We start from the raw sequence: 19,795 nt of genomic DNA, 5'->3' as shown, positions 1-19,795 counted from the left end.
TGGCAATGCGCGACGCTCAACACCAGACGTTCCGGACCCATGACGGCGTCGAACTGTTTTACCGCCACTGGCCAGCCACCGAAGTGGCCCCCGGCGAACCGCGTCAAGCGGTGATGCTGTTCCACCGCGGGCACGAACACTCCGGGCGCATTGCCCACCTGGTGGACGAGCTGAACCTGCCGCAGGTCGACTTCTTCGCCTGGGACGCCCGCGGCCACGGCCAATCCCCGGGTGACCGCGGCGACAGCCCGAGCTTCGCCACCAGCGTGCGCGACGTGCAGACCTTCTGTGACCACCTGGGCAGCGCCCACGGGATTGCCGAGGAAAACATCGCCGTGGTGGCGCAGAGCGTCGGCGCGGTGATCGCGTCCACCTGGGTGCATGACTACGCGCCGCGCATCCGCTCCCTGGTGCTGGCCTCGCCGGCGTTCAAGGTCAAGCTGTACGTGCCCTTCGCGCGCCCCGGCCTGGCGCTGATGCGGCGTTTTCGCGGCAACTTCTTCGTCAACAGCTACGTCAAGGCGCGCTTCTTGAGCCACGACCCGGAACGCGTGCGCAGCTACGACGCCGACCCGCTGATCACCAAGGCGATCTCGGTCAACGTGCTGCTGGGCCTGTATGAAGCGGCAGACCGGGTGGTGGCCGACGCCCAGGCGATCCAGGTGCCAACCCAAGTGCTGATCTCCGGCTCGGACTTCGTGGTGCACCGCAAGCCCCAGGAGCAGTTCTTCGAGCGCCTGGGCAGCCTGCACAAGGAAAAGCACATCCTCCCTGGCTTCTTCCACGACACCCTGGGGGAAAAGAACCGCGCCCCGGCCGTGGCCAGCATCCGCCGCTTCATCCTGCAGAACTTCGCGCGCCCGCTGAACCGCCCTGCCCTGCTGGACGCCGACCGCCTGGGCGTCACCTGCGCCGAATCCGAAGCCCTGGCCGCGCCGCTGCCGCACAACTCGCCGCGTGACCTGTACTGGCGCGCCACCCGCGCCAGCATGCGCCTGGGCAGCCAGCTGTCGGCGGGGGTCAAGCTGGGCTTCGACACCGGCTTCGACTCCGGCAGCACCCTGGACTACGTCTACCGCAACACGCCCACCGGGCATTCCGCCCTGGGCCGGATGATCGACCAGAACTACCTGAATTCCATCGGCTGGCGCGGCATCCGCCAGCGCAAGCTGCACGTGGAAGAACTGCTGCGCCTGGCCATGGAAAAACTCCGTGAACAGCAAAGCGACGTGCGCATCGTCGACATCGCCGCCGGCCACGGCCGCTACATCCTCGAAGCGCTGCAAGGGGTCAGCCCGCTGCCGGAATCGATCCTGCTGCGCGACTACAGCGACATCAACGTGCGCGACGGCAGTGCCCTGATCCAGGAGAAGGGCCTGGGGGACATCGCGCGCTTCGTCAAAGGCAACGCCTTCGACCGCGAGGACCTTGCCGCCCTCGATCCCAAGCCGACCCTGGCGGTGGTGTCCGGGTTGTACGAGTTGTTCGCCGACAACCAGATGGTCGGCGGCTCCCTGGCCGGCCTGGCCAGCGCCGTGGAACCCGGTGGCTACCTGGTGTACACCGGCCAGCCGTGGCACCCGCAGCTGGAGCTGATCGCCCGTGCCCTGACCAGCCACCGCGAAGGCCAGGCCTGGGTCATGCGCCGCCGCACCCAGGCGGAAATGGACCAATTGGTGGAAGCCGCGGGCTTTCGCAAGGTCACCATGCGCGTGGATGAATGGGGGATCTTCAGCGTGTCCCTGGCGCAACGGGTGCAATGATGAGCACAGGCGCCTTGCCGGCGCGGGAGCCGGGCCTGCTGAAACCGGCGGTGCTCTGGCTGCTGTTGCTGGCGCCGCTGTTCTTCAGCACCTACGGCTTCGCCACCTGGGTCACCGCCCAGCGCGACGACGTCGGCAGCCTGGTCTTCGACTGGGAGCGGCACATGCCGTTCTGGGCCTGGACCATCGTCCCCTACTGGTCCATCGACCTGCTCTACGGCTTCTCCCTGCTGCTGCCGCGCAGCCGTGACGAGCTCAAGCGCCACGCCCTGCGCCTGCTGACCGCCCAGCTGATCGCGGTCAGTTGCTTCCTGCTCTGGCCGCTGCGCTTCACCTTCCCCCGGCCGGAACTGGACGGGGTGTTCGGCTGGCTGTTCGAAGTGCTGGCCGGCTTCGACAAGCCCTTCAACCAGGCGCCGTCACTGCACATTGCCCTGCTGGTGGTGCTCTGGGTCTGCTACGCCCGGCATACCCAGGGCTTCTGGCGCTGGCTGGTGCATGGCTGGTTCGGCTTGATCGGGGTGTCGGTGCTGACCACTTATCAACACCACTTTGTCGATGTGCCGACCGGCGCCCTGGCCGGCTGGCTGTGCGTCTGGCTGTGGCCGCTGGACCGCCCCAGCCCGCTGTTCAGCGCGCGCTTGAGCCGTGAACCGAAACGGCGCCAACTGGCCTGGCGCTATGGCCTGGGCGCGCTGCTGTTCGCCGGGGCAGCCTGCGCTGGCGGCACCGCACTGTGGCTGATCTGGCCCGCCGTGGCGTTGTTGCTGGTGGCCTTGAACTACGCCCTGCTCGGTGCCGCGGGTTTCCAGAAGCGCCAGGACGGCAGCCTGAGCCCGGCCGCACGCTGGTTGCTGGCCCCTTACCTGGCGGCGGCCTGGATCAATTCGCGGCTGTGGACAAAAAACCATCCACAGCCGGTGCAGATTGTGGATAACGTCTGGCTCGGCCGCCTGCCGAGCGCGGCACAGCTCAAGCACAGCCCATTCGGCGCGGTGCTCGACCTGTGCGCCGAGTTGCCCCTGGACAGCCGCGGGCTACAGGCTTACCAGAGCCTGCCGGTCCTGGACCTGTGTGCCCCCAGCCCCGAGCAGTGCCTGGCGGCGGCGCAAGCCATTGAACGCTTGCGCCAGCAAGGCCCGCTGCTGGTGTGCTGCGCCCTCGGTTACTCGCGCAGCGCCACGGCGATTGCCGCCTGGCTGCTGCACAGCGGCCGGGCGGCGACCATGGATGCGGCTATCGTGCAGATCCAGCGGGCACGCCCGCAGATCGTCCTGCACCCGGCCCACCGTCAGGCGCTGGAAACACTGAGCGGCGCCGGGAGCCTGGCCCATGTCCACTGAAATGCAGCTCTACAGCGTGGCCAGCCTGCTGCGCCGGGGCCGTGCCCTGGATCAGTTATCCACAGGCCTGACCCTGCTCGGTGCGTTGTATGGCCTGGGCCAGTACCTGCTGGCCAGCGTCACTCTGGGGGGCTTGTTCCTCAGCCTGGCCCTGGTGCTGCTGGGGCTGGTGGAAAAATACCTGGCGCTGCGGGTGACCTTCGACGCCGACCTGTTCCAGCGCGTGGCCGACGCTCCGGCGTCCCTGGAACACAGCACCCAGGCCATGGACCAGGCCCTGAACGCCCTCGGTCTGCAACCGGCGCAAGGCGCCGGCCGGCCCTGGGACCAACGCAGCCGTGGGGCCCTTGGCCTGCTGCGCCGTCAGGCATTGCTGCTGGCGGCGCAAGTGCTGGTGATAGTGAGCGTGATCCTGGTCAGCCCGTGGCTGACCTTTGCCGGATAAGGAATGCCCATGTTCGAACCCCTGGTCGCCAGTCTCATCACCTCCGCCGCCCGTAGCATCACCGGCGCCCGCAGCCTGTGGCTGGGTTCGGCGCCGCGCGCGGTGCAACGGATCTACTTCGCCAACCACAGCAGCCACGGCGACTTCGTGCTGCTCTGGGCCTCGCTGCCGCCGGCCCTGCGCAAACTGACCCGGCCGGTGGCCGGCGCCGACTACTGGCAGAAAAGCAGCTTGCGCCGCTACATCATCAACCGGGTGTTCAACGGCGTGCTGATCGACCGCGAGCGCAAGGAGGCTGTGGATAACAATCCGCTGCAACCGATGCTCGACGCCCTGGAGAACGGCGACTCGCTGATCATCTTCCCGGAAGGCACGCGCAACCCCGACGATGGCCTGCTGCCCTTCAAGAGCGGGATCTACCACCTGGCCAAGCGTTATCCACAGGTGGAAGTGATTCCGGTGTGGATCGCCAACCTCAACCGGGTCATGCCCAAGGGCCGCTTCCTGCCCCTGCCCCTGCTGTGCACCACCAGTTTCGGCGCGCCGCTGACCCTGGAAGCCGACGAAAGCAAGGAACACTTCCTCGAACGCAGCCGCGCCGCGCTGCTGGCCCTGGCCCCGGAGCACGCCTGAGATGGATAAGCAGACCCTGATGTTGTTCGGCGGCATCGGCGCCATTCTGGTGCTGGCCTCGCTGATCGGTTTCATCCTCCAGTGGCGCACCCGTGGCGCGCCCAACCCGGTGATCGACAACCTCAACGCGCGGATCAACGCCTGGTGGGTGATGGTGCTGGTGATCGGCATCGCCTTCTGGCTCGGCACCGCGGCGGTGATCCTGCTGTTCTATGCGGTGTCGTTCTATGCCCTGCGCGAATTCCTCACCCTGACCCCGACCCGGCGCAGCGACTACCCGGCCCTGGTGGCCGCCTTCTACCTGGCCCTGCCCCTGCAGTACCTGCTGATCTACTCCGACTGGTACGGGCTGTTCTCGATCTTCATCCCGGTCTACGTGTTCCTGCTGCTGCCGATCCTGGCGTCCCTGGGCGGTGACAGCACGCACTTCCTGGAACGCGCCTCCAAGGTCCAGTGGGGCCTGATGATCGCAGTGTTCTGCGTGTCCTTCGTGCCGGCCCTGCTGACCCTGGACATCGCCGGCTACGAAGGCCGCAACCTGTTGCTGATCGCCTACCTGGTGATCGTGGTGCAACTGTCGGACGTGTTGCAGTACGTCTGTGGAAAACTCTTCGGCAAGCGCAAGATCGCCCCCAACCTCTCACCGTCCAAGACCGTGGAAGGCTTTGTCGGCGGCATCCTGCTGGCCTCGCTGATCGGCGGCGCGCTGTTCTGGATCACCCCGTTCAATGTCTGGCAGTCGTTCCTCATCGCCCTGCTGATCAACCTGCTGGGCTTTGCCGGCGGCATCGTCATGTCGGCGATCAAGCGCGACCGTGGGGTCAAGGACTGGGGGCACATGATCGAAGGTCACGGCGGCATGCTCGATCGCCTGGATTCTGTGTGCTTCGCCGCGCCGATCTTCTTCCACCTGGTGCGCTACTGGTGGACCTGAACCCTGTGGCGAGCGAGCTTGCTCGCGCTGGGCTGCAACGCAGCCCCAGACCCGGCCAACGCAAAGTACCTGACACCCCGCGTAGCCAGATTCTGCGGCCGCTGCGCGACCGAGCGGGAGCAAGCTCCCTCGCCACAGTAGCTAGAACATGCCGGTGAGGCGCTGACCCGGCTGGCCAGGATCATCAGCCGGGCAAGTGCCCCAATGGCAAGGGCCCTGGGGTTTTCACCGTGTGAATCGCGAAGTTGCTGCGGATGTCGCTGACCCCGGGGATCTTCAGCAAGTGGCCGGTGAGAAACCGGTCGTAACCGCGCAGGTCCGGGACCACCACCTGCAGCAGGAAGTCCGACTCGCCGGACACCAGGAACGCCGAAATCACCTCCGGCAACTGCAACACCGCCTGGCGGAAGGCTTCGGCCTCGGCGTCGTTGTGTCGCTCCACCTTGACCCCGACAAACACCGTCAGCCCCAGCCCCACTTCGTCGCGGTCCAGGGTCGCCTGATAACCGCGAATCACCCCGGCCTCCTCCAGCATGCGCACCCGACGCAGGCAGGGTGACGGCGACAGGCCGATCTCCTCGGCCAGTTGCACATTGCTCAGGCGGCCATCGCGCTGCAGGGCGGCGAGAATCTTGCGGTCGTAGGCATCGAGTTTCATGTTTGGCATATCCGGCTGGTCATTCCATTGAAAGCTGGAAGGTTATGCCAATTTTCGCCGCTCTGCTGGCTGATTACGCAAGCACCTGCCGGCCCCTGCGGCCCTAAACTGGGCGCACCGACTCGACAACGAAGGGGGTGCAAAGTGGCGCAATTGTGGATGTATTTCCTGGCTCTGGCGGTGGTCTACCTGCTGCCCGGCCCCGACATGATCCTGCTGCTGCAGACCGGCGCCCGCCAGGGCAAGGCTCAGGCACTGGCCACCGCCCTGGGGCTGGCCATCTCCCGTGGCTGCCACGTGGCCCTGGCCGCCCTGGGCCTGGCGGCGCTGTTCAAGGCCGCGCCCTGGACCTTCGATGTGGTGCGCCTGGCGGGCGCCGCCTACCTGCTGTGGATCGGCATCCAGTGCCTGCGGGCCAACCTGCTGCCCAATCTCGACAGCAGCGCCGCGGCCACGCCCCTGCGCTGGCGCCAGGCGATCCAGCGCGGCTTGCTGACCAACCTGCTGAACCCCAAGGCGCTGCTGTTCTGCTCGGTGCTGCTGCCGCAGTTCGTCGATCCCCAGGCCGGGGCCGTGGTCCCGCAGTTCGTCACCCTGGGGGTGCTACTGGTGGCGGTGGGTGGCCTGTTCGACTGCTGCTACGCCCTGGCCGGGGCCGGGCTGGGCCGCTGGATGCAGCGCAGCCCGTCGGCGCAACGCTTGCAGCAATGGCTGTTCGGCAGCCTGCTGATCGGCTTCGCCCTGCGCCTGACCTTTGTCCAGCAGGCATGAGGACTGGGAAATCTCTGTGATGGGTGGGCTTGGGATGGGCTTGGGGGATGGGCTGGGCTGGGATGCGCGGTGAACCTGCTACGGCCGCTGCGCGGCCGGCGGGAGCAAGCTCCCTCGCCACAGCAAACTCCCTCACCACAGCAAGCTCCCTCGCCACAGCAGGCTCTCCCGCTATGGCGAGCTCTCCCGCTGTGGCGAACGAGGCCGTCGCAGCCAACGTCCCTGTGCTCAGCTAGCGAGCCCCAGGCGCCTGACCTTGATCAGGCGCGTTGGCGGCGGCGCCGGATCAGGTAGGCGGCACCCAGCAACAGCACGCCAGCAGCGCCGCCAGCGGCAAGCTTGTGCTCGCTCACCGCCGTGCGGGAGGCCGACAGCCATTGGGTCAGGTAGCGCTTGTTGGCGCTGCCGAAATCCGGTTCCTCGCAGTTCATGCCGAAGTTGCCGGCCCATTCCACAAAGGGCCCGTTCTTCACGTAGCGCTGGTAGTACTCGATCTCGGCGTCGCTGCCGCGGGTCCAGCGCGCCGCCTTGCACAGCACCGCGGCATAGGCCTGGCTGGTGTGGGGCAGGAAATCCGCCGCCCGATTGCCCAGCTCCCCAGCCACGTAGCGGTAGTGGTAGCGCACATCGGGCTCGGCGGTGGTGGCTTGCTGGCGCTGCACTTCATCGGCACTGACAAAGGGCCCGGCCTGCACCGGCGGGATCTCCAGGCTGTAGCTGCCCCACAGGCTGTGGTAATCCGGGCCCATTTCGTAGCCGAGGATCTCCATTCCCGAAGCCCGTGCCAGCTTGCCGGCCTGGTAATAGGCCTCGGCCCGGCGTGTGGGCAGCCAGGCCGACTCGGCGCTGCGCCGGTACTCGCCGTAAGCCTTGGCGATGGCCTGGCGCTCCGGGCTATCAAAGTAGCCCCAGCCTTCTTCGTAGCGGCCTTCACGCAGCAGCCGGCGCCCCAGCAACTCGCGCACCTGGGCGGCAATCGGCAGGCTTTCGTAGTAGGCATCGGGCTGCTTGGGAGTCGGCGCTGGCGCCGGTACCTGGGTGTCGACGAAGTGCTTGAGTTCATCCAGGGTCAGCACCCGCTCCGCCACGGTCGCTGCGTCGTGCCAGTAGATGTCGCCACTGCGGTAGAGCAGTTCGAACGCCTGCACGTAGTCGCCACGATCCAGGGCCAGCACGGCGCTTTCGCCTTCTACCCGGCAGCCCGGCTTGAGGTCTTCGTAGTTGCCGTCATAGTCACCGCGAAAGCCCCAGCTCTCTTCCCGGGGGAACGCCGCGGCGGCCTTGGCGTAGGCCGCGGCAGCCGCCACCTTGTCGCCATTGCGCACGGCCATCTTGGCCCGCAGCCACCAGGCCAGGCCACCGTCGCCGGCATGTTCGAGCAACTGCTGGGTGGTGACGAAATCGCCGTTCTGGTAATTCAGCGCCGCCAGCCGGTCGGCGTTGTCGAAAGTGCCGGCGGTGCCCTGGCTCAGCAGCTTGATCAGCTTCACCTCGGATTCCGGCCGTTCGCCGAAGGACCAGCCCAGGTGCGAGACCAGCGAAGCGGTGAGCAAGCGCGCCACCGAAGGCTGCTTGAGCTGCTCGCGCAACTGCGCATCCGACAGGCCGCCCAACTCGCCCACCACTTGCTTCAGCGAGCTGTAGCCGACGTCCGAGCCCATCAGGTTCTGGCTGGCATACAGGTCGATGGCCTCGCTCCAGTGGTTCTGGTTCTTCAGAATGCGCGCCTCTTCCCCCAGGCTGGCGATGCCCAGTTCCAGGGGGTCGCTGAAGCCGTCAATATTCAATTGGCGGGTCTGGGCGAAGGCCTGGCGCGCCGCCAGCAACGTGTCGCTGCGCCCCTGATCATCCAGCTCATTGGCTTCTTCACTGATGGCTTGCAGAGCCCGGCCCAGGGAATAGGCGGCCCAGGTACTGCGCAGCGCCCGCTGCTCGGCGGGCAGCGCCAGCACCTTGCGGAAATACTCCGCCGCCCGCTCGTGATCCCCGGCGCTGAAGGCCACCGCGCCCGCGGTGTAGAGGTTGATCTCCGGCGGCAGGCTGGCCCCTTGCTGCTCCGCCAGGCGCGCGTCATTGAGCGTGCGCAACTGCCTGACCAGGGTTTTCTGGGCGTCGTCCAACCCTTGCTGTTCGGCCCAGTTACGCGCCTGCACCTCGTAGCTTTCAGGCAGGTTGTAATCGCGGCTGAAGCCATCCTGGACGACGGGCTTGAGCCCGACGATGGGCTTGCCCAGGCGGCTGACCTCGAACAGGAAACTGCCTTCGGGCAACTGCGCCAGGGTCTGCGGGCGATCCCCCAGCAGGCGCATGGGAAAGGTCGGGCCGCACGCCAGGGCCGGGGCCAAGGGCAGGCACAGGCTCAGGCACAGCAGGTAGCGGGATCTAGGGACGAACATGTGCAGCTCCTTGGTCAATTTTTGTACAGCGGGCCCAGCCCACGGCCCGGGTGCCACCCGCTGCCAGCCGGCCGGCTTGCTGGCGGGTCAATGACAGCTGGCCGTCACGCAGCTCGGCGGCATAACCGCCCAGCCCGTCGAATCCGTCGCATTGGGCAACGGCCAGGGTCAGTTGTTCAGGCAGGGGCCGATCGAGGTTGCCCGGGTTGCTCAAGCGAATATCGAAAAGACCGTCCTGCTCCTGCAGGCTGATGCCCAACCGGCTGTCCAGAACATCGCCCCGCGCCACCGCGCGCAGGGTGTCCAGGCTCCAGGCCCGGACATCGCCCTTGAGTGGCAGGCGAAACCAGATCAGCCCGGCCAGATGGGCTGGCGGGTCATGGCGCAAGGTCATGGCCAACTGGTGCAGTTGCTCCGGATCGGCCATCAACTCCCGGCGCTGGCCGCCAAGGGCGATGGGTGCCTCGCTTTCCACCACCGGGGCTCCCGCGGTGCCGGGCAGCAAGGCCACGCCATAGGCCGGCAGCGCCAGGTAAAACGGTTTGTCGCTGATGTTCGCCCAGCGCCTGGCCCACTGTTCGGCCTGGCGCGGATCGAACAGCCCGCGCCGGGGATCGCTGACGGCATGGACCTGGAGCACGCTGCTGTCGACCTGGGCCAGCAACCCGGGCAGCTCGCGGCTGTCGAGCCAGGCGGGCAGCGCGGTAATGCTCAGGGCCAGGTGCTGCGGCAGTGCCCCGCGCAACCGCTGCAGGAGCGCGGCATAGGCGGGCAACCGGGCGCTGCCGGCGTCGTGGTCAATCTCGATGCCCGCCAGGGTCAGGCCCTGCCCTTGCCAGTCGGCCAGCAGGTGCTGCACCTGCTGGAGAATGTCGTCCTGGTTCAAGGACGGTAACTGGCCATCCAGGCGCACCACGGCGATCAGCGGGCGGCCATCCTGCTTGAGCAGCTCGGCATCGATTCGCGCACGCTTCCAGCCAGCCTGTGGAAAAGCCTGCAGGGCCAGCACCCGGATGGTGGAAAAATCCGCCCGCGAGCCTGCCAGGGCGTCGGCGTGGGCCGGGGTCCACTGGCGTTGCCAGATATAGAGTTGCTGGTCGAGCGGGGGCGCGTCTTCATCGCGGCAGGCGTTGAGCAACAGCCCGCACAGGAACAAGACACAGAGACGGAGCAAGACCCGGGGGAGCATGAATCGTTGATTCCCTTTAACGCTGAAAGCCCTGGAACAGCGGGCGCCATTCACCTGATCGAGATTGCCCGTAGCCGCCGTCGAGCCCGCGAGGCTGGGAAAGGAACCGCAGTCGACAGCCCGCAGCAACAGCGACAAAGCAGCCGCCAGCCTACGCAGCGGCGCGGTTGGCAGCAATCGCCGGACAGACTTTTTTCCCTGTGCTACAGGTCCAGCACCAGCGCTGGCGCAAGGTTATCCACAGCAGCGGGCACGGCGCAGCAAATCAGCACCTGACCCGGCTCGGGCAGTTGCGCCGGCACCTGTGGATAATTCACCTGACCACTGATCAGCCGAGTCTGGCAGGTGCCGCAGGAACCGCCGCGGCAGCTGAACGGCGGATGCAGGCCGGCGCTTTCCGCCAGTTGCAGCAGGCTGCCGCTGGCGGGTTCCCAGGACAGCTCCCGGCCGGCCTGCTGCAAGCGTACCGTCACCGCCTGGGTGGCGGCAGGCGGCTGGCTCAATGGCACAGCCTCGGGGTCCGGCCGGCGGCGCAGGGTCGAGGGGCCGAAGGTTTCGGCATGAATCTGCCGGTCAGCGATGTCCAGGTCGCGCAGGCTGTCATACAGGCCCTGGGTAAAGCCCCCGGGGCCACAGAGCACGAAGTCGGCACTGTCGACATCCAACTCCGGCTGCGCCAGCAGCAACTGCACATCGATGCGTCCGCCATGATCGAAGGCCACTCCCGGGCGCGCCCCGGCTTCCGGCTGGCTGAGCAGGCGCACCAGCCGCCAGCAATCCCCGGCCTGTTCACGCAAGGTTTGCAACTCGCCAGCAAAGGGTTGCTCGGCGAGGTTGCGCGAACCCTGAAACAGCCAGGTGGGCCGGGTACGACGGGTACGCCGGCCCTGGTACAGCACCTCCCGCAGCATCGACAGCAACGGTGTGATGCCAACCCCGGCCGCCAGCAGCACCAGGGGCCGGGGCGACTGCGGGTCGGCAGTAAAACGCCCTTGCGGGGCGCGGGCCTGCAGCAAGTCGCCGACCTTGAGTTGCTGGTGCAGGTGGCTGGAAACCCGGCCTTCGCGCTTGACGCTGATGCGCAGGAAATCATCGGATGGCGCGCTGGACAGGCTGTAAGTGCGAATCAGCGGCTGGCCGTCGAGCATGACCTGCACCGGCAGATGCTGGCCGGCCACAAAACCCGGGACACCCGCGGCATCCGCCGGCTCCAGGTAGAAGGAACGGATGCCCAGGCTTTCGTCCACGATCCGGGTCACCCGCAACGGCCGCCACTGCTGGCCCAGGGCCGCGGCACGCAGGCGAGCCTCGGCTTGCGGCCAGTTGCCGGTCAGCAGGCTGTTGGGGGAAAAGCCCTGCAATTGCCAACGCAGGGACGAGGCCGCCGGGCGCCGTACCAGCCGCTCCACGGTAAAGCGCCAGAGCCGCTCGGCGCCCTGGAAGGCACTGACCAGCGGCCCGTCGAGGATGACCTCGGTGCGGCCACTGAGCTGCAGCAATTCACCGCTGTGAAAGTCGATGAACAGCAAGCCCGCCCGGGGGTTGAGCAGCAGGTTGCCGAGGGTATTGAAATGCAGGTTGCCGGCGAAATCCGGGATGGTCAGGCAGTTGCCCTCGACCCGGACGAACCCGGCCTGGCCGCCACGGTGGGAAACGTCCACCGAGCGCTGCCCTTGCAGGTCGACGTAGCTGGCAACGAAGAAGGTATCGGCGGCGCCGATCAGGGCCTGCGCCGCGAGGTCCAGGCTCTCGCGGTGCTCGGCCGGCCGGCTGGCCGGGTCGCTCAAGGGCAGCCGTTGCAGCTCGCGCTGCTGGATGTATTGCGGGCAATTGCCGAAGGACTGGTCGACGCTCAAGCTGAAACCGTCGCGGTCGAGGCTGCTGATCCGCCCATTCAGGCGGTTGCGCCGCCGGGTGTGCAGTTCGATGCCCAATAGACCCAGCGCCGCACCTTGCTGCAACTGCACCGGGTCATCGGCGGCCGGCAGGCTGTCGACCCGCAGCAGGGTCGCCAGGGGCGCCTCGGCAAAGCCCGGAGGCCCTTCGAGAAGGCTCGCCCAAGGGTTGCCCTCGGCATCCACCGCGCCCACCAGCATGAACGGCAACTGGGCGTAGAACTGCCGGTGCTGGTCGGGCATGGCCTGGCGGATGACCTTGCCGCCGAAGGCTTCCATGCGTTCGGCGACCCCAGCCAGGGCCTGTAGCTGCCGCTCGCCGGCGTGCCAAGGGGAACGGCTGCTCATGATGGCTCCCTCGCAACCTGGCCTCAGGCGCTTTTCAGCCCCGCCGCCGTGGACGGCATGGGCACGAAGCCCGGCAAGGCTTCGATCCGCGCCAGCCAGGCCCTTACGTTGGGGTAGTCCGCCAGCGACACGTTGCCTTCCGGGGCGTGGGCGATGTAGCTGTAGCCCGCAACGTCGGCGATGGTCGCCTGCTGGCCGACCAGGAACGGCCGCCCCGCCAGCTCCTGGTCCATGACCTTGAGCAGGGCATGGGCACGGGCGATGACTTCCTCGGCATTGAAGGTGGCGCCAAACACCGTGATCAGGCGCGCCGCCGCCGGACCGAAGGCGATCGGCCCAGCCGCCACCGACAGCCAGCGCTGCACCTGCGCCGCGCCGACCGGGTCGCTGGGCAGCCAGCGGCCCTGACCGTAACGCTGGGCCAGGTACACCAGGATCGCATTGGAGTCCGCCAGGACTGTGCCCTGGTCATCGATCACCGGGACTTGGCCAAAAGGGTTGAGGGCCAGGAACTCGGGTTGCTTGTGCTCGCCCTTGGCCAAGTCGACAAACAGGGTTTCAGTGGGCAGGTCCAGCAGCGACAACATCAGCTCGACGCGATGCGCGTGGCCGGACCGGGGAAAGTTGTAGAACTTGATCGGAAGCAGGGACATGTTCGACTCCGCAGGCAGGAACGCGGTGCAAGTGCCGCGCTGGCCTGGCTATCTTGATCCCTGCCGGAAAACAACAGAATCACCAGAAAGCGCAATCCGGCATTTCATCCAGCGCAATAAAGCCGGTCAACCATTGAGCGCTGGATGCTCGCGCAGGGCCTGCACGGCGAAATCGACAAAGCTGCGCACCCGCGCCGGCGCCTTGCGCCCGCCCTGGTACACCACGTGGATCGGCAACGGCGGCAGCTCGAAATCCGCCAGCACAATCTGCAACTGACCGGCGGCAACCTGGTCGGCCACCTGGTAAGACAGCACCCGCGTCAGCCCCAACCCCAGGCAGGCGGCACTGATAGCGGCCTGATTGGCGCTCACCAGCAAACGCGGTTCGGGGCGGATGCTCAGGGCGCGGCCGGCGTCGTTGAATGACCAGTGGCGCGCCTGGCCGGTGGAAGACGGCGCAATAATCGGGGCCTGGCGCAGTTCATCGGGGTGTTGCGGGCAACCATGGGCGGCAAGGAATCCGGGTGCCGCGCACACCACCCGACGCACCTCGCCGACGCGAATGCCGTGCTGGCCACTGTCGGGCAATTCGCCAATCCGCACCGCCACATCGATGCCCTCCTCGACCATGCTTGCCACCCGGTCCACCAGCAGGGCGTTGACGCTGACCTGTGGATAACACTGCAGGTAGCGCACCAGCAGCGGCGTGACGAAGAGCTCGCCAAACAGCACCGGCGCGGTCAGGGTCAGCAGCCCCCGGGGCTGGGCATGGACCCCGGCCGCCGAGGCTTCGGCGTCCTGGACCTCGGCGAGGATGCGTCGGCAATCCTCCAGGTAACGCTGCCCGGCGTCGCTCAAATGCACACGGCGGGTGGTGCGGATCAGCAGCGGGGTGCCGATGCGCTGCTCCAGGGCGGCCACCGCGCGGGTAACGCTGGCGGCCGACAGGCTCAGGCGCCGCGCGGCCGCGGCGAAGCCCTGCTCCTGAGCGACACAGACGAATACCTGCATTTCCTGGAACCTGTCCATTGCCTACCTCGGCTGCCGGCGCCTGCCCGGTGGGCGCCGCGAGCCCGCAGCATAATCCAGGGCCCTGGCTTCAGGGGATACACCAGGTGCCAACATCGTGCCTATCGAATCCCAGGCACGGGTTGTTCCTGGCTATCAGCCGGTAAGGCTGATCTTCGGCGTAAGAAAAATAGAAGTAGTAGTGCCGATCTTCCCCATACAACCAATAGGAAGAAGACCCCTGATTGATCAGGGTCGGCTCAAAGCTCCAGATCGAGGATTCGGCCGGAATACGATTGTGCCGCTCCATCAGCAGCAACAGGCTGTTGGACAGCACCGGCGTCAGGACGCCCAGCAGCAGGACCGCCGGGATCAAGGCAATCATCCATCCATGAATCAAGCGCAATTGCATAGGTTTTCCACAGCTGAATAAAAAAGCTCAGGCCTGTGCATAAACCGGAACTTCCTGGGTGATGAGGTCACAACGGCCCTGATCGAAATGCTGTCGCGGAATTGCTTCCTGCTGATGCTGGCCGCGGCATAGCGCTGAGATGAGCTTGCCAATTTGGCAACCCATCACAGTAGAGAGAGGCTTGATATGCCCACTTTGAATCCTGCAATCACGCTGGTCGGCAACCTTGACCAATTCAACCATGACGGTTTCGAGATCGAAGCCATGAATTTCCTTTTCGATCGCCTGGATCGTGGCAACCTGACGGTGGATGGCGAGGCCCTATATATTGGCAAACAAGCCGTCCATCACTACACCTGGCGCGACAAACAACGCAACCGCACCTGCTCGATGTTCTACACCTATGGCAATACCCCGGCCAGTCACCTTTCGGTTTATGGCCTGGGCAAACACGTTGGTGACAACGACAAGGAATACGCGCTCTACACCTGGGTCGACAAGAAAGAACAGCTGTATACCCTGACCCCAGCCCGCAGCGATGCACGCTTTCGCTCACTGCTGACGCCCAACTGAGTCGGCGGCCATGTGAACGAACCCCATGCAACAAGGCGCTCGTCTGGAGCTGGTCGGCTACAACATAGTTTGTCACAGAGCCGCCCAGAAACATTGGCTAAAAGCGCCCTAGCTTCAGTCCAAACTTTCAACATAGTTTGTCACAGCCCCGCTGCACCTTCGAATATCCGATGAGGCTGAAACAACATAGTTTGACTCAACGCCTTAGAAGGCTTTCTCAGTACGCGCTACAGCCATCCTGACTCAGGCGCTCACCAGTAAAGCTTTGAGCTCCAAAGCAAGCCAGTGCCTGCTAACCACTCAGAGTGATGAGTTTGAACGAATGTCAGATATAGTCTTTAATATCTGACATTACTGTCAATAGAGCGTCTCTCATGCCTTCATTACCTGCCGCGATCCTGGAGCGAATCCATGCTCTGCCAGAAGGCAGTATTCTGGCTCCCAAGGAGTTTCTGCACCTGGCTAGTAGAGCCGCGGTGGACCAAGCGTTTTCACGCTTGACCAAGGCTGGAAGTCTGCAACGTGTGGCCCGCGGAGTTTATGTCGCCCCTACTCCTACAGGAGTTAAGGTAGAGGCTGTTGCACGGTCGCTTGCAGAGAAAGGAAAATCCGCGATTGCAGGAAATGGAGCGCTCGCTGCGAAAGCGTTTGGATTGACCTCTCAGATTCCCGAGGGAGAGGTTTTCCTCACGACAGGCCGTAGTAAGGAACTCACCATTGGCCCAGTGAAGGTTTCACTCCAGCATGCCCCCTACTGGATGTTGGCACTAGGGAACTCGAAGGCTGGTGAGGCTGTTCGAGCATTGGCCTGGATGGGGCCTGATCATGCGCAGATCGCAGCGATTCAGCTCCACGAACGACTTCCGATCTCACAATGGGAGTTTCTTTCTTCTGTACGCGCTAGTCTTCCCAGTTGGATGGCTACGGCCATTGGCAAGGCCACTATTCACTGCAAGCTTAGCGCTCACTGACGAGTGACCGAGAATTTGAGGGCGTACTCCAGGAGACCAACGGGTCTTAGCGATTACACTATTTAGATGAAAAAGGTAGAGAACCATGGCTAGCGGCGAGCATTTAAAGGCGCTTTTGCGCTCACACATCAAAGGAGATGACAGTCATTTCCTTGCCGTTGCTATGCAAATGGCTGCACACGAAGCTAAGCAAGGACACGGAAAACTTGCTGAAGATTTACGCACGCTGATTGACTCTGCTCAGTCAAAGCGAAAGCCGATGCCATCTGGCCAGCCAGTTCCTATCGGTCAGCCCAGAGGTGAGCTGAGCAACCTGTTATCTGTTGCTCTTCCTCAGACCCGTTTCTCGGAAATGATTCTGGATGAGACTACTCACGGCCGTCTGGAACGCATTATCAGCGAACAGCGTAACTTCGAGAAAATCCGAGCTCACGGTCTTTCTCCTCGCCGCAAGCTGCTCTTGGTAGGCCCACCAGGAACAGGTAAGACGATGACCGCCTCAGCCCTAGCTGGGGAATTGGGCATCCCCCTGTACATCGTCCGACTCGACAGCCTGATCACAAAGTTCATGGGAGAAACCGCAGCCAAACTACGGCAGGTTTTCGATGCTATCCGTGATACTCGCGGGATCTACTTCTTCGACGAGTTCGATGCCATTGGATCTCAACGCGGCCTGGCAAATGACGTTGGTGAAATACGTCGAGTGCTCAATAGCTTTCTGCAAATGATCGAGCAAGACCAGTCGAACAGCCTGATCATTGCTGCTACAAACCATCCCGAAATTCTCGACTATGCCTTGTTCCGGCGCTTTGATGATGTTATCGAATACGGGTTGCCCAATCCGGAACAGATTCAAGCCGTGTTAAAGAACCGACTCGCAAATTTCTCGAAATCAATAAAGACCTGGGACAAGCTCACCTCAATAGCGAACGGTCTCAGTTATGCGGAGTTGGTGCGGGCAGCAGATGATGCAATTAAAGATGCCATCATCCACGATCGTGTAGAGGTAGCAGCTAAGGATGTGGCAAAGCACCTTGAGGAGCGCAAGGCTTTCCACGGAAGACCACGAATATAAGCCGGTAGAGCTTTTCAATGACGGAACCAAACGCAGGACAGCGGCGGCACTTTCATCTCCAAGGAACAGGGAAGCCAGAACGGTTCCAATCAACGGCATCTGCGACAAGGGAACCTCGTTTCCCACCGAGGGATCGCAGGGGGCATGGTAACTCGCTGCTCACCCAGCTTGGACATGTGCATCAGCGAATGGCAGAAGCTGTTCAGCTTCAATCCCAGAGAGGTCAAGAAGATGGGTTGGGGCTACAAATCGAGTTTGTCAGCGAGCCCGGATTTGAACTTGCATTTGAGGGTTTGGCCCGCGGGCCGCAGCGAATCGAGCTGCTGAATTTACGTTATGACGGGGCGACTGAAACTTATTTTGCGACTGTTTTCGTCCCTGATGGAAAGCTCAGTGCGTTTGAAGGCCTGGTACATCAATACTTGGAAGTCAACACCAGCAAAGGCAATCCACGTAATACCCTTCTCCTGAACCCCATACTCGAAATACGGACCGCAACGTTCAGTGCGCTCTGGACGGATGACTCTGCGGCGTTGCCAGCGACTGTCACTGAAGCCATCTGGTGGGAGTTCTGGTTACCTGCCCGAGACAATCAAGCTGCCGTTCTTCAACGGTTTCGTACAATTGCTGATGTCCTCGGGTTTCAGACTTCGCGAGACGCGTTGATCTTTCCAGAGCGCACGGTCATCAACGTCTACGCTACGCAGGCAGCCATCACCGAGTCGATGGCTCTGCTCAATGAAGTCGCGGAAATCCGACGGGCCAAGGAAACAGCGGAATTCTTCGACGCACTCCCCCCTGTTGAACAACGAGAATGGGCTGACGAGCTCTTAGAGCGCACAACAGGCGGCGATGACAATAGCGTCCGTGTTTGTCTGCTCGATACTGGAGTAAATCCTGGCCATCCCTTGTTAGCCAATCACGTTGGCATGGCAGATCTGTACACAGTAGACGCCGACTGGGGAGTACAGGATAACTTGGGGCACGGTACCGGGCTTGCCGGCGTTGCGCTTTATGGAGATCTGGTTGATCCACTTTCCGCGCAAGGTCCTGTTTCGATCTCCCACCGCCTTGAGTCTGTAAAGCTGCTACCCGGAGCCCAAGGGAATCAGAGCGAACCCTACGGTTCGTTGACAATGAGCGCTGTCGCCCGCCCAGAAATTAGCCAGCCTGAAAAGCAACGAATTTTTAGCATGGCAATTACCAGCATTGACAATCGAGATCGAGGGCGTCCATCAGCATGGTCTGCCGCAGTAGATCTCTTAACCTCGGATGCTCTAGGTGAACGTAAGCAGCCACGTCTGATGATTGTTTCAGCTGGTAATGCAGATGGGCAAAGATATCTGGAGTATCCACACAGTAATCTGACCGATGGGATTCATGACCCAGGACAGTCATGGAATGCCCTCTGTGTGGGTGCCTATACACAGAAAGTGACACTCGACCCTCCGACTCAGGCCTATCAGGCGCTGGCGGCTCACGGAAGCCTTAGTCCCTATAGCACTACTTCTTTGACGTGGCAGCGTACTCCATGGCCTTTGAAGCCTGATGTTGTTTTCGAAGGCGGAAACCTAGCAAGTGACGTACACGGCGCCTATGGCCACACCTCACTATCGTTGTTGACCACTTCACACTTGCCACAAAACCGTCTTTTCGCGACAACTTGGGCCACAAGTGCAGCTTCCGCTTTGGCTGCCCGGATGGCTGCGCAGATCTCCTCGGCATACCCAAGGCTGTGGCCAGAGACGGTGCGAGCGTTGATGGTGCACTCTGCAGAGTGGACCCCGCGGATGAAAACAGACTTCCTCGCAGGTGAAAGCAAAACCGACTATGAAGCACTGGTTAGGACCTGCGGTTTCGGTGTCCCAGATGTGGGGCGAGCTCTTTGGAGTGCGTCGAACTCTCTGACCTTGATCGTCGAGGACGTAATCCAACCGTTCATGAGACAGAGCTCTAAACCGGCAACAGCCCGTGATATGCACCTACATCTCCTACCTTGGCCTCACCAAGAGTTGCTAAATCTAGGAAACATAGACGTTGAAATGCGCGTAACGCTTTCCTACTTCATCGAACCAAACCCTGGTGTCGCAGAGCGAGGCCTCAAAGGTCGTTATCGCTATGAGTCCCACGGCTTGCGGTTTGAAGTCAGCCGCGCAGGTGAAGATGAAACCCTTTTCCGTCAACGCATAAACAAGCGGGCGCGGGACGAAGATGATGGGACGCCATACTTGAGCGGGACGCCAGATAAGAACTGGCTCATAGGAACGCGTGGACGCCACAAAGGCTCGCTGCACTCTGACATCTGGCAGGGACCAGCTTCGGACTTGGCAAGCTTAGGTATGCTCGGCATCTACCCTGCGCCTGGTTGGTGGAAGACTCTTGTAAAGCAGGGACGTTTCAACGAAAAGGTGAGGTACAGCTTGGTCGTATCCATCAAGACGCAGCAGACCGACATTGACCTGTACAACGCGGTCGACACTGCGATTGCAAACCGGACGGTGATCGCAACGTGAGTGCTTGTTACTCCTTAGCCAGGTAACACAGGCAGTGCTGACCCCCGTGAGACTTTGGGTCTAAGCGAGCGGCGAATAGAGCACAAATTAGAAGGTCAGGTATCAGTGATACTTGGCCTTCTTTCGTTGCAAAAATACGGACGATCAAGTCAAGCCACTAGCGTCTGAGTTCAATGTGCTACTGAGGCTCCAACTCAAATCCTTCGGGTCAAGCA

The 19,795-nt window shown here is 63.2% G+C and carries 17 protein-coding genes; 10 read left to right on the top strand and 7 right to left on the bottom strand.

What is annotated here, in order from left to right; genetic code table 11:
• Positions 1-5: 5 nt before the first annotated feature.
• Genes LXM55_RS12685 through LXM55_RS12665 form a run of 5 tightly spaced genes read left to right on the top strand, consistent with a single transcriptional unit; the run spans position 6 to position 5,118 of the window.
• Positions 6-1,763 (top strand): bifunctional alpha/beta hydrolase/class I SAM-dependent methyltransferase, encoded by a 1,758-nt coding sequence (locus LXM55_RS12685; RefSeq protein WP_233320683.1) that lies wholly within the window; start codon positions 6-8, stop codon positions 1,761-1,763.
• Positions 1,763-3,106, top strand: coding sequence for a phosphatase PAP2/dual specificity phosphatase family protein (locus LXM55_RS12680; protein WP_233320682.1), 1,344 nt, complete (start codon positions 1,763-1,765; stop codon positions 3,104-3,106). The genes LXM55_RS12685 and LXM55_RS12680 overlap by 1 nt, the downstream gene beginning before the upstream one ends.
• Positions 3,096-3,551 (top strand): hypothetical protein, encoded by a 456-nt coding sequence (locus LXM55_RS12675; RefSeq protein WP_233320681.1) that lies wholly within the window; start codon positions 3,096-3,098, stop codon positions 3,549-3,551. Before LXM55_RS12680 ends, LXM55_RS12675 begins: the two co-directional genes overlap by 11 nt.
• A gap of 9 nt (positions 3,552-3,560) precedes the next feature.
• Positions 3,561-4,184 carry a lysophospholipid acyltransferase family protein gene (locus tag LXM55_RS12670; protein WP_233320680.1) on the top strand — a complete coding sequence of 208 codons (624 nt, stop codon included), beginning with the start codon at positions 3,561-3,563 and terminating at the stop codon, positions 4,182-4,184.
• A gap of 1 nt (position 4,185) precedes the next feature.
• The gene (locus LXM55_RS12665) at positions 4,186-5,118 is read left to right on the top strand and encodes a phosphatidate cytidylyltransferase (protein ID WP_233320679.1); all 933 of its coding nucleotides are present in this window, start codon (positions 4,186-4,188) and stop codon (positions 5,116-5,118) included.
• 184 nt (positions 5,119-5,302) lie between these two features.
• Here the strand turns inward: LXM55_RS12665 and LXM55_RS12660 are convergent, their stop codons facing one another.
• On the bottom strand, positions 5,303-5,776 hold the full coding sequence (locus LXM55_RS12660) for an Lrp/AsnC family transcriptional regulator (RefSeq protein WP_011064366.1): 474 nt from the start codon (positions 5,774-5,776) through the stop codon (positions 5,303-5,305).
• A 159-nt stretch (positions 5,777-5,935) separates the two neighbouring features.
• Here LXM55_RS12660 and LXM55_RS12655 point away from each other — a divergent pair, with 159 nt between their 5' ends.
• A complete protein-coding gene (locus tag LXM55_RS12655) occupies positions 5,936-6,547 on the top strand; it encodes a LysE family translocator (RefSeq protein ID WP_267924402.1) in 612 nt (203 codons plus the stop codon).
• Between the two features lie 260 nt (positions 6,548-6,807).
• On the opposite strand, the gene LXM55_RS12650 is transcribed toward LXM55_RS12655, so the two are convergent.
• The 6 genes from LXM55_RS12650 to LXM55_RS12625 all read right to left on the bottom strand — a co-directional run bounded on the left by LXM55_RS12650 (position 6,808) and on the right by LXM55_RS12625 (position 14,448).
• Positions 6,808-8,943: a hypothetical protein gene (locus LXM55_RS12650; RefSeq protein WP_233320677.1), complete on the bottom strand. Its 2,136-nt coding sequence runs from the start codon at positions 8,941-8,943 to the stop codon at positions 6,808-6,810.
• Positions 8,930-10,132 (bottom strand): DUF3142 domain-containing protein, encoded by a 1,203-nt coding sequence (locus LXM55_RS12645; RefSeq protein ID WP_233320676.1) that lies wholly within the window; start codon positions 10,130-10,132, stop codon positions 8,930-8,932. The genes LXM55_RS12650 and LXM55_RS12645 overlap by 14 nt, the downstream gene beginning before the upstream one ends.
• 203 nt (positions 10,133-10,335) lie before the next feature.
• A complete protein-coding gene (locus LXM55_RS12640) occupies positions 10,336-12,375 on the bottom strand; it encodes a 2Fe-2S iron-sulfur cluster-binding protein (RefSeq protein WP_233320675.1) in 2,040 nt (679 codons plus the stop codon).
• A 23-nt stretch (positions 12,376-12,398) separates the two neighbouring features.
• Positions 12,399-13,028 carry a glutathione S-transferase family protein gene (locus LXM55_RS12635; protein ID WP_233320674.1) on the bottom strand — a complete coding sequence of 210 codons (630 nt, stop codon included), beginning with the start codon at positions 13,026-13,028 and terminating at the stop codon, positions 12,399-12,401.
• Positions 13,029-13,154: 126 nt separating this feature from the next.
• Positions 13,155-14,057, bottom strand: coding sequence for a LysR family transcriptional regulator (locus LXM55_RS12630; protein WP_233320673.1), 903 nt, complete (start codon positions 14,055-14,057; stop codon positions 13,155-13,157).
• Between the two features lie 70 nt (positions 14,058-14,127).
• Positions 14,128-14,448, bottom strand: a complete 321-nt coding sequence (locus tag LXM55_RS12625) for a hypothetical protein (RefSeq protein WP_233320672.1) — start codon at positions 14,446-14,448, stop codon at positions 14,128-14,130.
• A gap of 186 nt (positions 14,449-14,634) precedes the next feature.
• Here LXM55_RS12625 and LXM55_RS12620 point away from each other — a divergent pair, with 186 nt between their 5' ends.
• The 4 genes from LXM55_RS12620 to LXM55_RS12605 all read left to right on the top strand — a co-directional run bounded on the left by LXM55_RS12620 (position 14,635) and on the right by LXM55_RS12605 (position 19,580).
• The gene (locus LXM55_RS12620; protein ID WP_233320671.1) at positions 14,635-15,021 is read left to right on the top strand and encodes a hypothetical protein; all 387 of its coding nucleotides are present in this window, start codon (positions 14,635-14,637) and stop codon (positions 15,019-15,021) included.
• Positions 15,022-15,395: 374 nt separating this feature from the next.
• Positions 15,396-15,992, top strand: a complete 597-nt coding sequence (locus tag LXM55_RS12615) for a DUF6088 family protein (protein WP_233320670.1) — start codon at positions 15,396-15,398, stop codon at positions 15,990-15,992.
• 85 nt (positions 15,993-16,077) lie between these two features.
• On the top strand, positions 16,078-17,067 hold the full coding sequence (locus tag LXM55_RS12610; protein WP_233320669.1) for an AAA family ATPase: 990 nt from the start codon (positions 16,078-16,080) through the stop codon (positions 17,065-17,067).
• A gap of 188 nt (positions 17,068-17,255) precedes the next feature.
• Entirely contained in the window at positions 17,256-19,580 is a 2,325-nt protein-coding gene (locus LXM55_RS12605; RefSeq protein ID WP_233320668.1) for a S8 family peptidase, read from the top strand.
• The last annotated feature ends 215 nt before the right edge of the window (positions 19,581-19,795 follow it).

Origin of the sequence: Pseudomonas sp. Au-Pse12, assembly GCF_021341665.1 — a bacterium.
In the GTDB taxonomy this organism is placed as follows: domain Bacteria; phylum Pseudomonadota; class Gammaproteobacteria; order Pseudomonadales; family Pseudomonadaceae; genus Aquipseudomonas.
The sequence above is the reverse complement of the archived record's forward strand: the minus strand, read 5'-3'. Positions and strand labels throughout refer to the sequence as shown.

Excerpts from the sequence above, each read along its gene's own strand:
- LXM55_RS12615 (WP_233320670.1), top strand. The coding sequence starts at position 15,396 with ATGCCTTCATTACCTGCCGCGATCCTGGAGCGAATCCATGCTCTGCCA.
- LXM55_RS12605 (WP_233320668.1), top strand. The coding sequence starts at position 17,256 with ATGGCAGAAGCTGTTCAGCTTCAATCCCAGAGAGGTCAAGAAGATGGG.
- LXM55_RS12650 (WP_233320677.1), bottom strand. The coding sequence starts at position 8,943 with ATGTTCGTCCCTAGATCCCGCTACCTGCTGTGCCTGAGCCTGTGCCTG.
- LXM55_RS12620 (WP_233320671.1), top strand. The coding sequence starts at position 14,635 with ATGCCCACTTTGAATCCTGCAATCACGCTGGTCGGCAACCTTGACCAA.
- LXM55_RS12610 (WP_233320669.1), top strand. The coding sequence starts at position 16,078 with ATGGCTAGCGGCGAGCATTTAAAGGCGCTTTTGCGCTCACACATCAAA.
- LXM55_RS12670 (WP_233320680.1), top strand. The coding sequence starts at position 3,561 with ATGTTCGAACCCCTGGTCGCCAGTCTCATCACCTCCGCCGCCCGTAGC.
- LXM55_RS12655 (WP_267924402.1), top strand. The coding sequence starts at position 5,936 with ATGTATTTCCTGGCTCTGGCGGTGGTCTACCTGCTGCCCGGCCCCGAC.
- LXM55_RS12680 (WP_233320682.1), top strand. The coding sequence starts at position 1,763 with ATGAGCACAGGCGCCTTGCCGGCGCGGGAGCCGGGCCTGCTGAAACCG.
- LXM55_RS12630 (WP_233320673.1), bottom strand. The coding sequence starts at position 14,057 with ATGGACAGGTTCCAGGAAATGCAGGTATTCGTCTGTGTCGCTCAGGAG.
- LXM55_RS12640 (WP_233320675.1), bottom strand. The coding sequence starts at position 12,375 with ATGAGCAGCCGTTCCCCTTGGCACGCCGGCGAGCGGCAGCTACAGGCC.
- LXM55_RS12685 (WP_233320683.1), top strand. The coding sequence starts at position 6 with ATGCGCGACGCTCAACACCAGACGTTCCGGACCCATGACGGCGTCGAA.
- LXM55_RS12660 (WP_011064366.1), bottom strand. The coding sequence starts at position 5,776 with ATGAAACTCGATGCCTACGACCGCAAGATTCTCGCCGCCCTGCAGCGC.
- LXM55_RS12635 (WP_233320674.1), bottom strand. The coding sequence starts at position 13,028 with ATGTCCCTGCTTCCGATCAAGTTCTACAACTTTCCCCGGTCCGGCCAC.
- LXM55_RS12645 (WP_233320676.1), bottom strand. The coding sequence starts at position 10,132 with ATGCTCCCCCGGGTCTTGCTCCGTCTCTGTGTCTTGTTCCTGTGCGGG.
- LXM55_RS12665 (WP_233320679.1), top strand. The coding sequence starts at position 4,186 with ATGGATAAGCAGACCCTGATGTTGTTCGGCGGCATCGGCGCCATTCTG.
- LXM55_RS12675 (WP_233320681.1), top strand. The coding sequence starts at position 3,096 with ATGTCCACTGAAATGCAGCTCTACAGCGTGGCCAGCCTGCTGCGCCGG.
- LXM55_RS12625 (WP_233320672.1), bottom strand. The coding sequence starts at position 14,448 with ATGCAATTGCGCTTGATTCATGGATGGATGATTGCCTTGATCCCGGCG.